The sequence below is a fragment of the Nocardioides sp. genome, assembly GCF_041600255.1.
Taxonomy (GTDB): domain Bacteria; phylum Actinomycetota; class Actinomycetes; order Propionibacteriales; family Nocardioidaceae; genus Nocardioides.
Genome location: NZ_JBFIKK010000113.1, coordinates 1 through 10960, shown reverse-complemented (window position 1 = coordinate 10960; position 10960 = coordinate 1). Strand labels below are relative to the sequence as shown.

At 71.2% G+C, this 10960-nt stretch carries 10 protein-coding genes; 2 read left to right on the top strand and 8 right to left on the bottom strand.

All coding sequences use genetic code 11. The features are described from left to right. The 7 genes from ABZE72_RS12940 to ABZE72_RS12910 all read right to left on the bottom strand — a co-directional run. On the bottom strand, window positions 1–743 hold a 743-nt coding region (locus ABZE72_RS12940; protein WP_372729450.1), incomplete at its 3' end, for a PAS domain S-box protein. A 75-nt stretch (window positions 744–818) separates the two neighbouring features. Beyond that, window positions 819–1517, bottom strand: a complete 699-nt coding sequence (locus tag ABZE72_RS12935) for a type II CAAX prenyl endopeptidase Rce1 family protein (protein WP_372729449.1) — start codon at window positions 1515–1517, stop codon at window positions 819–821. A 30-nt stretch (window positions 1518–1547) separates the two neighbouring features. Continuing rightward, the gene (locus ABZE72_RS12930; protein ID WP_372729448.1) at window positions 1548–3074 is read right to left on the bottom strand and encodes a DEAD/DEAH box helicase; all 1527 of its coding nucleotides are present in this window, start codon (window positions 3072–3074) and stop codon (window positions 1548–1550) included. A 239-nt stretch (window positions 3075–3313) separates the two neighbouring features. Beyond that, window positions 3314–3508: a CsbD family protein gene (locus ABZE72_RS12925; RefSeq protein ID WP_372729447.1), complete on the bottom strand. Its 195-nt coding sequence runs from the start codon at window positions 3506–3508 to the stop codon at window positions 3314–3316. 73 nt (window positions 3509–3581) lie between these two features. Further along, on the bottom strand, window positions 3582–5021 hold the full coding sequence (locus tag ABZE72_RS12920) for a flavin-containing monooxygenase (RefSeq protein ID WP_372729446.1): 1440 nt from the start codon (window positions 5019–5021) through the stop codon (window positions 3582–3584). Window positions 5022–5084: 63 nt separating this feature from the next. Next, on the bottom strand, window positions 5085–5816 hold the full coding sequence (locus ABZE72_RS12915; protein WP_372729445.1) for a glutamine amidotransferase: 732 nt from the start codon (window positions 5814–5816) through the stop codon (window positions 5085–5087). A 25-nt stretch (window positions 5817–5841) separates the two neighbouring features. Next, window positions 5842–6999 (bottom strand): CaiB/BaiF CoA transferase family protein, encoded by a 1158-nt coding sequence (locus tag ABZE72_RS12910; RefSeq protein WP_372729444.1) that lies wholly within the window; start codon window positions 6997–6999, stop codon window positions 5842–5844. A gap of 236 nt (window positions 7000–7235) precedes the next feature. Between ABZE72_RS12910 and ABZE72_RS12905 the strand changes: the two genes are divergently transcribed. Beyond that, window positions 7236–7793 (top strand): PadR family transcriptional regulator, encoded by a 558-nt coding sequence (locus ABZE72_RS12905; protein ID WP_372729443.1) that lies wholly within the window; start codon window positions 7236–7238, stop codon window positions 7791–7793. A 34-nt stretch (window positions 7794–7827) separates the two neighbouring features. Then, complete coding sequence (locus ABZE72_RS12900; RefSeq protein ID WP_372729442.1) at window positions 7828–9852, top strand: FAD-dependent oxidoreductase; 2025 nt, start codon at window positions 7828–7830, stop codon at window positions 9850–9852. Window positions 9853–9936: 84 nt separating this feature from the next. Here ABZE72_RS12900 and ABZE72_RS12895 read toward each other — a convergent pair. Further along, window positions 9937–10960 (bottom strand): family 1 glycosylhydrolase (locus ABZE72_RS12895; RefSeq protein ID WP_372729441.1); only part of this gene is annotated, 1024 nt, incomplete at its 5' end.

The following is a 10960-nucleotide window of genomic DNA, read 5'->3' as shown; positions in this document are numbered from 1 at the left end:
TCCCGCTGGACGGTGGCCAGCGCGACCCCGGCGCCGTCGGAGGGCCGGGTGACCAGGAACGACGTCACGTGCACCGGGATCGCCTCCCCGGTGCCGAAGTGCCGCAGCTCGCTGTCGCCCTCCCAGAAGCCCAGGGTCCGCACCCCATCCTCGATCTCGACCGACTTCGCGCGGCCGGCGTCGGTGAAGTAGTCATCCGTGGGACGGCCCAGCACGGCCTCGTCCGAGGTCAGTCCGACGAGCGCGCGACCGGCGCGGTTGACGTAGGAGACGGTGCCGTCGAGCTCGGCCATCGCGATGAAGTCGCTGGAGAGCTCCACCAGCGCGGCGAACCGCTCGAGCTCCTCCTCCCGCGCGGTGAGCTGGCTGCGGACGTCGGTGTCGTCGACGATGGTCATGATCGCCACCGCCATCGGAGCGTCGCCGTCGATGGCCACCGTGCGGGCGTCGACCAACCAGCGTCGCCCGTCGATCCAGGCGTGGTCGGAGGCGGACTCCCCGGCGAGCGCGCTCCGGATCGGGCCCAGCACCTCCGAGATCGGGGCGATCTCCTCGATGCGCAGGCCGATCTTCTGGTGGTCACGGTGGCCGACCCGGTTGAGCAGGGCACCGTGGACATCCACCACCCGCTCGTCGGCACCGACGAGGATCAGCACCGCGGGAGCGTGGTGCCACAACAGGTCGAGCGCGGCGGGCACCTGGGCCACTTCGGCGGGGCGTGCAGCAGAGCCGTTCTGACCCATCGACCCACCCTCCCCCGAGCGTCGGCGCGCAGACTCCCGCCTCCTGTCGGATCCTAGACGGGAGGGTGCGCCAAATCACGAAAAGAGCAGGGGGAGCACGAACAGCATCGTCACCGACCAGGTGACGTGGGTGAGCACCGGCGCCAGGATCCCGCCCGAGGCGCGCCGTTGCAGACCCACCACCAGCCCCAGCAGCACGGCCGCGAAGGCCAGCATCACGTTGCCCGTGGCCAGCGTGGCCAGGGTGTAGGCGACGGTCGTCACGGGGACCGGGTGGCGGGTGCTGGCGGCGTACGCCGCACCGCGGAAGAAGAGCTCCTCGGCGATGCCGTTGACGACCGTCACCACGACCAAGAGCGGCCCGAAGCCCTGATCGGCATGGTCGAGGACGGTGCGCACCTGGCGGTTCAGGAACTCGATGTCCCGGACGACCAGCGCTCCGAGCGCGAAGACCCCGGCGAGGCCGAAGCCGATCAGGATCGGGGTGAGCACCGGGCGGCGGTGGTGCCCGCTGACATGGGCGATCCGACCCAGGTGCAGCGGACCGGACGCGAAGGCGCCCACCGTCCAGATCCCGGCGAGGAGCAGGGTGGAGGGGTAGAACCAGGCGCTGCCGGGCTCGATGCGCAGCGAGAAGCCGAGGACCAGGCCGCCGATCACCAGGACAGCGATCGTGACGGCCTGGCGACGCCGCAGAGCCGCCGGGGTGTCCCGCTGCTCGCGCGGCACGACGTCCCACAGGGCACGTCGGAACCAGGCCAGCACTCGGATCACTCCCTTCGCGGCGACTCTACGGGCGAGGTGTCAGCGTCGGCCGGAGCTGAAGCTGGCGGGGCTGTGGCGCGAGCCGCCGGCGTTCCCACCGGAGGCACCGCCGGCGCCACCGCGGCGCGGCGGGCGGCCGGTGGACTGGCCGCCGGTCGAACCCGACGCCTTGGCCGGACGCGTGCGTCCGCCGGCCGGGGCAGCGGAAGCGCTGCGAGCCTGGCCACCACGGGCCTGGCCCCCGGCACCGGCACCGCTGCGGCGACGACCGCCGCCACCGCTGCGCCCGCCGCCGGACTTCTGGCCGCCACCGCCGCCGGAGCCGGCCGGGGTGTCGATGACGAGGCCGCCGGGCACGGTGACCCGCTCGCCGGGCGCCAGCTGCGCCAGCATCGGGTGGCTGGCGCCGTTGATCCTGGTGGTGGTCGGCTTGATGCCGGCCGCCCGGGTCAGGTCGCGCACGTCGCGGACCTGGTCGTCGGTCATCAGCGTGATGACGGTGCCCGCGGCACCGGCGCGCGCCGTACGACCCGAGCGGTGCAGGTACGCCTTGTGCTCCATGGGCGGGTCGGCGTGGACGACCAGCGCGACGTCGTCGACGTGGATGCCGCGGGCCGCGATGTCGGTGGCCACCAGGGTGCTGGCGTGACCGGCGTGGAACGCCTCCATGTTCCGGGTGCGGGCGTTCTGGCTCAGGTTGCCGTGCAGCTCGACGGTCGGGACGCCGTTCTTGTTCAGCTGGCGGGTCAGTGCCTTGGCGCCGTGCTTGGTCCGGGTGAAGACGACCGTGCGGCCGGGCGCGCTGGTCAGGTCGGTCAGCACCGCGACGCGGTGCTCGCGGGCGACGTGCAGCACATGGTGCTCCATCGTCGAGACCGGGGACTGCGCCGAGTCGGCCTCGTGGGTGACCGGCTGGCTGAGGAACTTCTTGACCAGCACGTCGATCGCGTTGTCGAGCGTGGCGGAGAAGAGCAGGCGCTGGCCGGACTGCGGGGTCTGGTCGAGCAGGCGACGTACGGCGGGCAGGAAGCCGAGGTCGGCCATGTGGTCGGCCTCGTCGAGGATCGTGACCTCGATGCTGCCCAGGTCGCAGTGGCGCTGCTTGATCAGGTCCTCGAGGCGACCGGGGCAGGCGATGACGATGTCGGCGCCGTTGCGCAGACCCTGGACCTGCGGGTTCTGGCCGACGCCACCGAAGACGGTCTGCGTGGTCAGGCCGGTCGCGAAGGCGAGGGGCTGCAGGGCCTCGGTGATCTGACCGACGAGCTCGCGGGTCGGGGCCAGGATCAGGGCCCGCGGCGCCTTGGGGCGAGCGGCCTTGTTCGAGGCGACCAGGCGAGCCACCAGCGGCAGCAGGAAGGCGTAGGTCTTGCCGGAGCCGGTGCGGCCACGGCCCAGGACGTCACGACCGGCCAGGGAGTCCGGCAGGGTCGCGCGCTGGATGGGGGTCGGCGAATCGATACCGCGCTCGGCGAGCAGCTTGACGAGCTGGGCGGGGACGCCGAGCTCGGCGAAACCGCCGGTGGCGGAGGTCGAGGGCGCGACGGAGGGGGATGCAGAAGGCAAAGGAATTCACTCACGTGTGGTGTGTCTCACCACGCTGGTCCCGTCGGCGACGGAACTGGAGAAGCGGAACCTCCGAGAGGAGGGGCGCGGTCGCGAGGACCGGCGCGGAAGCCCGAGGCAAGACAGGGCGGGCTACTGGGGTCGACCCTACGGCAACGGGCCGGTACGACAGCAATCGGCGCGGGTGCGCCAGCCGTCGTACCGGCCCGTCAGGACCCCCGACACAGGGGTGCTCGGGACTACTTGGTGAGGCCGTCCTTGACGTCCTTGGCGGCGTCCTTGACGTGCTCGCCGGCGTTCTTCACCGACGCGGAGGTCTGGTCGGCCTTGCCCTCCGCCTGCATCTCGTGGTCGTCGGTGGCCTTGCCGGTGGCTTCCTTGGCCTTGCCGCCCAGGTCCTCGACCTTGTTGCCGATCTTGTCCTGAATACCCATGGTGATGCGTACCTCCATTGGTCTCGGTGGCGCTGCCCGTACAGCGCCTGACACGTCCGTGCCCGATGAGACCTCAGGCAAACCTCAGCACACCGTCGTCGATCTCACCCCGACGGATCTTGCGACGGTCGTAGAGGTACTGCTGGCGCAGCTTCCACGGCTCGCGGTCGCCCTGCTTGGGCAGTTCGTCGAGCGAGCGCTGGACGTAGCCGGAGCTGAAGTCCATGAACGGCGCCTCCACGATGTCCTCGTCGGGCACCGGCACGGCGCTGCGGTGACCGTGCTCGTCCAGGTGGCTGAGCAGCCGGCAGACGTACTCCCCGACCAGGTCGGCCTTCAGCGTCCAGGAGGCGTTGGTGTAGCCGATCGTGAAGGCGAAGTTCGGGACGCCACTGAGCATCAGGGCCTTGTAGGCCATCGTCTCGGGGATCTTCACCGCGGCGCCGTCGACGGTGAAGTCGATGCCGCCGAAGGCCTTCAGGTTCAGGCCGGTGGCGGTGATCACCAGGTCGGCCTCGAGCTCCGCACCGGAGGTGAGCCGGATGCCGGTCTCGGTGAACGTGTCGATCGTGTCGGTGACGATCGAGGCGGTGCCGGCGCTCAGGGCGTTGAACAGGTCGCCGTCCGGCACCAGGCAGAGCCGCTGGTCCCACGGGTCGTAGGTCGGCTTGAAGTGGATGTCCACGTCGACGGTTTCCGGCAGCAGCTTGCGGGTCTCCCGGCGAATCAGGCCGCGCAGCAGGTTCGGCCGCCACCGGCTCAGCTGGTAGCTGGTCAGTGCGACCAGGATCCCCTTCCACCGGACGATCGGGTAGGCGATCCGCTCCGGGACCCGGCGCAGCAGCCGCGCCAACGGGTCGATCGCCGGCACCGAGACGACGTACGTCGGGGAGCGCTGGAGCATCGTGACGTGCGCGGCCCGGTCGGTCATCGCCGGGACGACCGTGACCGCCGTGGCGCCGCTGCCGATCACCACGACCCGCTTGCCGGTGTAGTCGAGGTCCTCGGGCCAGTGCTGGGGGTGCACGATCTGTCCGGTGAAACGCTCGGTGCCGGGGAAGTCGGGCGCGTAGCCCTGCTCGTAGTCGTAGTAGCCCGAGCAGCCCCAGAGGAAGTTCGTGGTGAGTTGCTCACGCTGGTCGCCGTGCTCGACCTCGACCGTCCAGCGGGCGGTGGCGGAGTCCCAGGAGGCCCCGACCACGCGGCGGTCGTAGCGGATCAGCTCGTCGACGCCGTACTCACGGGCCACGTCGCGCACGTAGCCCAGGATCGAGGGGCCGTCCGCGAGCGCCCGGTCGTTGCGCCAGGGCCGCCAGTGGTAGCCGAGGGTGAACATGTCGGAGTCCGAGCGGATGCCGGGGTAGCGGAAGAGGTCCCAGGTGCCACCGCTCGCCGAGCGGCTCTCCAGCAGGGCGACGGACCGCTGCGGGTGGTGCTGCTTCAGCTGGCAGGCAGCACCGATGCCGGAAAGGCCGGCGCCGACGATCAGGACGTCCACGTGGTCGATGCTCACGCAGGGAATCTAGCCCCGCGGCGGAACTATTGACAGATGTTCAGCAAATCCGACCGGGTCGTGTCAGCGGGCGAAGAGCTCCACGAAACGAGCCATCAGTCGCTGCGGCTCGCGGACGGTCGCCGCGCGCGCCCGGGCCCGCACCACCTCGGCGTCGGCCGGGTCGTAGTAGCCGTGGTCGCGGTAGACGTCGATGCGGCGCAAGAGGCCCTCGGTGTCCAGCTCGGGGTGGAACTGGGTCGCGTAGACGTGGCGACCGATCCGGAAGGCCTGCACCGGGCAGCTCGCCGAGGAGGCGAGCAGGACCGACCCGCGGGGCAGTCGGGCAACGCCCTCCTTGTGGCCGACGAACGCCTGGAACGACGGCGGGAGATCGCCGAAGAGCGGGTCGGAACGCCCCGCCTCGGTGAGCTGCACCTCGACCGCGCCGATCGGTTCGCCGTGCTCGCGGTCCACGCGGCCGCCGGCGAGGACGCCGAGCGTCCCGATGCCGTAGCAGGCGCCGAGGAACGGGAAGTCAGCCTCGACCACCCGCAGGGCCAACGCGTGCAGCTCGGCCTCGGCCCGCAGCTGGACCGGCGACTTCAGCTCGACCGGGTCGCTGACGTTGAACGGGCCACCCCCGAGCACGATCCCGGACCAGTCGTCGAGGTCCACCTCGCCCAGGGGCTCGCGCTCGAGCCGGGCGCGTCGTACGTCGCGCTCGTCGAGGCCGGAGAAGCGCAGCACCGCGGCGTACTCGGCCTCGGCCGCGTCGTCCTCGGCGCGGGTGCCGAGGAAGAGAAAGGGCTTCACCGCAGGGATGGTGTCAGGTCGTCGCTCAGACCTGGACCGCGGCCCCGCGCTCGAGGAGGCCGTCGACGTCCTCGATCCCCCAGGCCAGCAGGGCCTCGCGGGTGTGGGTGCCGGCCTCGGGCGCCGGCGGCAGGGTCAGCGTCGCGGGCGTCCGGGAGAACCGGGGGGCGGGCCCCGGCTGCACCATCCCCTCGTGCTCGACGAAGACGCCGCGTGCCTTCATGTGCGGGTGCTCGGGCGCCTCGCTGATGGTGACGATCGGCGCGACGCAGGCGTCGGTGCCGTCGAAGACCGCCGACCACTCGGCCTGGGTGCGGGACGCAAAGGCCTCGGTGATCAGGGTGCGCAGGGCGTCGGCGTTGGCCGGGTCGTAACGGTCCGGGGCCCGGTCGGCGATGCCGAGCAGGTCGACGAAGACGTCGTAGAACTGGGGCTCCAGCGCGCCCACCGACATGTGCCGGCCGTCCGAGGTCTCGTAGAGGTCGTAGTAGGGCACGCCGCCGTCGAGCATGTTGGTGCCCCGCTCCTCGGTGAACGTGCCGGCCGCCACGAAGGCGGCGGTCATCGCGTTGAGGTGGGCGGTGCCGTCGACGATCGCGGCGTCGACGACCTGGCCCTCGCCGCTGGTGCGGGCCTCGAGGAGCGCGGCCAGGATGCCCATCACGAGGTACGTCGAGCCGCCACCGAAGTCGCCGACCAGGTTGCTCGGGAAGTGTGGCCGGGCGGGGTCCTGACCGAGGCCGTGCAGCGTGCCGGTGATCGCGATGTAGTTCATGTCGTGACCGGCGCTCTGCGCCCACGGGCCGTCCTGGCCCCAGCCGGTCATCCGGCCGTAGACCAGGCGCGGGTTGCGGGCGTGGCAGGCCTCCGGTCCGAAGCCGAGCCGTTCGGCCACACCGGGCCGCATGCCCTCGACCAGGACGTCGGCCTCCGTGACCAGCCGGAGGACCGTCTCGACGGCCTCGGAGTCCTTGAGGTCGAGGGCGACACTGGGACGGCCGCGGTTGAGCAGGTTGTGCGGGCCGCCGGAGAGCAGCTGCCCGCCCGGACGCTCGACGCGGATCACGTCGGCCCCGAGATCGGCCAGGATCATGCAGGCGTGCGGGCTGGGCCCGATCCCGGCGATCTCGACGACCTTGATCCCGCGCAACGGGCCGGTTCCCTGACCGAGGTGGTAGCTCATGGCGCGATTGTGACAGATCTGCTGTCACGGTTGGGGGGTGTCCGGGTGGTGTCAGGATCCCCGGAGATCCGGGGATCCTGTCGCTTCCACGGCATTGCAACCCCCGAGAAGCGCCAGAAGTGCCCTGGAAGCAGGCTGTCGCGCGCTCGGAACCGCCACGCCCACCCCCCCAGGCCCCGGCGTGCCGCGCGTCACAACCATTGCACTTCGTTGCATAGGTACGGCAGTCTGTCCCCATGGCCCTCGAACATGCCCTGCTCGTGTCGCTGCGCGAGCAGCCCGCGTCCGGGCTCGAGTTGGCCAAGCGGTTCAGCCGCTCCATCGGCTACTTCTGGCACGCCACCCATCAGCAGATCTACCGCGTCCTCGCCCGGATGGACGACGACGGCTGGGTCACCGTCACCGAGGTCCCCCAGACCGGCCGACCCGACAAGAAGGTGCATGCCGTCACCCCCCTGGGTGAACGGGTCCTCGCCGACTGGCTCGCCACCCCCACCCCCATGGAACCCCTGCGCAGCGAGCTCGCCGTCAAGATGCGCGGCGCGTCGTACGGCGACCGCGCGGCCCTCCTGGACGTCGTCCGCGCCAACCTGGCCGACCACCAGATCCGGCTCGACCACTACCGACAGCTCGAGAAACGCCACCGCGCCGACCGCGACCCGGCCCGCGAGACCCTCACCGACCACGCCCTCGACCAGTACCTCGTGCTGCGCGGCGGCATCCGGATCGAGGAGTTCTGGGTCGACTGGCTGACCGAGTACCTCACCGCCCACGAAGCCCGCCTCACCCGATGACCGACGCCCGCCCCACCTGTGAAGGACTCCCCCGATGAGCCCCTACCCGCACCTGCTCTCCCCGATCACCCTCGGCAACCTCGAGCTGCGCAACCGCGTCGTGATGGGGTCCATGCACACCGGCCTCGAGGACAGCGTCCGCGACCTGCCCGCCCTCGCCGAGTACTTCGCCGAGCGCGCCCGCGGCGGCGTCGGCCTGATCATCACCGGCGGCTACGCCCCCAACAAGCGCGGCTGGCTCAAGCCGCTCGCCTCCGAGCTGACCACCCGCCTGCAGGCGATGCGTCACCGGCAGATCACCGAGGCGGTGCACGACGAGGGTGGCGCGATCGCGCTGCAGGTCCTGCACGCCGGTCGCTACGGCTACCACCCGCTGAGCGTCAGCGCCTCGAACACCAAGTCGCCGATCACGCCGTTCAAGCCGAGCGCCCTCTCCACCAAGGGCGTGGACCGTACGGCGTCCGACTTCGCGCACGCGATCGCGCTCGCCGGCAAGGCGCAGTACGACGCCGTCGAGATCATGGGTTCGGAGGGGTACCTGATCAACCAGTTCCTCGCGGCGCGCACCAACCAGCGCACCGACAAGTGGGGCGGGTCGGCGGAGAACCGGATGCGCTTCCCGCTCGAGATCGTGCGTCGCACCCGCGAGCTCGTCGGCGACGACTTCCCGCTGGTGTACCGGATCTCCCTGCTCGACCTGGTCGAGGGGGGCCAGACCTGGGACGAGATCGCCGAGCTCGCCCACCGACTGCAGGAGGCTGGGGTCACCGCCTTCAACACCGGGATCGGATGGCACGAGGCGCGCGTGCCCACGATCATCACCCAGGTCCCGCCCGGCGCCTGGCGCTCGGCCACGGCCCGACTCAAGGCCGAGGTCTCGGTCCCCGTCTGCGCCTCCAACCGGATCAACACCCCCGAACTGGGCGAGTCGATCCTGGCCGCCGGTGAGGCGGACCTGATCTCGATGGCCCGCCCGTTGCTCGCCGACCCGGAGTTCGTGGTGAAGGCCGCCGCCGACCGCGCCGACGAGATCAACACCTGCATCGCGTGCAACCAGGCCTGCCTCGACCACGTCTTCGAGAACAAGAAGGCCTCCTGCCTGGTCAACCCGCGTGCCTGCCGCGAGACCACCCTCGTGCTCGGGCCCACCAAGCGCGCGGCTCGGGTCGCCGTCGTGGGTGCCGGCCCGGCGGGTCTCGCCGCCGCTGTCTCCGCCGCCGAGCGTGGCTTCGACGTCACCCTCTTCGAGCAGGACGGCGAGATCGGCGGCCAGTTCCGCCTCGCCATGCAGGTGCCCGGCAAGGAGGACTTCGCCGAGACCCTGCGCTACTACGCCCGGCGCCTCGACGTCCTCGGCGTCGACGTCCGGCTGCACACGACCGCCCGCGCCGAGGACTTGGCGTCGTACGACGAGGTCATCGTGGCCACCGGCGTCCAGCCCCGGATTCCCGAGCTCGAGGGGGTGGACCACGCCAAGGTCGTCTCGTACGCCGACGTGCTCAACGGGACCGTTGTGCCCGGCAAGCGGGTGGCCGTGATCGGTGCCGGCGGCATCGGCGTGGACGTCAGCCACTTCCTGACCCATGACCCGGCCGACGACCTCGAGGACTGGATGTCGCACTGGGGCGTGGGCGATCCGGCTGTGCACCCGGGCGGGCTGACCGAGCGCAAGCCACGCACGCCGATCCGCGAGGTCGTGCTGCTGCAGCGCAAGACCACCCCGATCGGCATCGGCCTGGGCAAGACATCCGGGTGGGCGCACCGGGCGGTGCTCAAGCAGTCGGGGATCGTCCAGGTCACCGGCGCGTCGTACGACAAGGTGGACGACGAGGGCCTGCACATCACGGTCGACGGGACGGCGCAGGTGCTCGATGTCGACCACGTGGTGCTGTGTGCCGGCCAGGAGTCGGTCCGCAACCTGTACGACCACGTGCTGGCCGCCGGATCGCCGGCCGGCCGGGAGCGTCGCGCCCACCTGATCGGTGGCGCGGACGTCGCTGCTGAGCTGGACGCCAAGCGGGCGATTGAGCAGGGCACTCGCGTCGTGGCGGCTCTCTGAGGTCTGGGAGGCGTGTCCGATTCACTGGTTAACCAGTGAAACTGACGCGGTCGACCGGAGTGCACCCAGGAAATCTGCCCGCCCTCAGCGCGGATCGACGGGCGACTTGTGCGCAGCGATCAGGTCCGCGTACCACGCGAACGACCGCTTCGGGGTCCGCACCTGCGTCTGGTGGTCGACGTGCACCAACCCGAAGCGCTGGCCGAGGCCGGCCGACCAGGCGAAGCCGTCCAGCAGCGACCAGGCGTAGTAGCCGCGTACGTCGACCCCGCGCTGGATCGCGGTGGAGACCGCTCGCAGGTGCCCCTGGAGGTGGTCGATGCGGGCCTGGTCGTCGACCACGCCGTCCGGATCGGGCCCGGCGCCGTACGCACACCCGGCCCCGGTCACGACGATCGGCGGCAGCGCCGCGCGGTAGCGGGCCCGCAGCGTGATCAGCAGCTCGCGCAGCGCGTCGGGCACCACCGGGGACCCATCGTCGGTGATCGGGTAACCGACCAGGTCCCAGAACTCGAAGGGCATCTCCGCGTCCTCGTCGGCCGCCGCGACCCGCAGGGGGTGGTCGTAGCTGATGCCGTAGAAGTCCAGCGGCTGACGAATCGTCGCCATGTCGCCCACCCGTACCAGGTCCTCCAGCAGCGGAGCGAGGTCGACGGGGTAGCGGCCCAGCAGCATCGGCTCGATGAACATGCCGTTCCACAGGGCGTCGAAGAGCTTGGTGGCGCCCACATTGGCGGCGTCGTCGTTGGCCGGCCACATCGGCACGTGGTTGTTCGCGCAGCCGACGCTCGTCGCGCCGGCGGCCCTCAGCGCGATCGCCGCCCGGCCGTGCGCGAGCAGGAGGTGGTGGGAGACGGGCAGCGCGTCCAGCATCAGCCGCCGCCCCGGCGCGTACTCCCCCGTCACGTACCCGCGGTAGGCGAGGACGCTCGGCTCGTTGACCGGCACCCACTGCTCGACCCGGTCGGCGTAGCGCTCCCCCACCAGCCCGGCGAACTCCGCGAACCGTTCGACGGTGTTGCGGTTGAGCCATCCGCCGTCGTCCTCGAGGGCCTGGGGCAGGTCGCCGTGGTGCAGCGTCACCAGGGGCTGCACGCCCGCGCCCAGC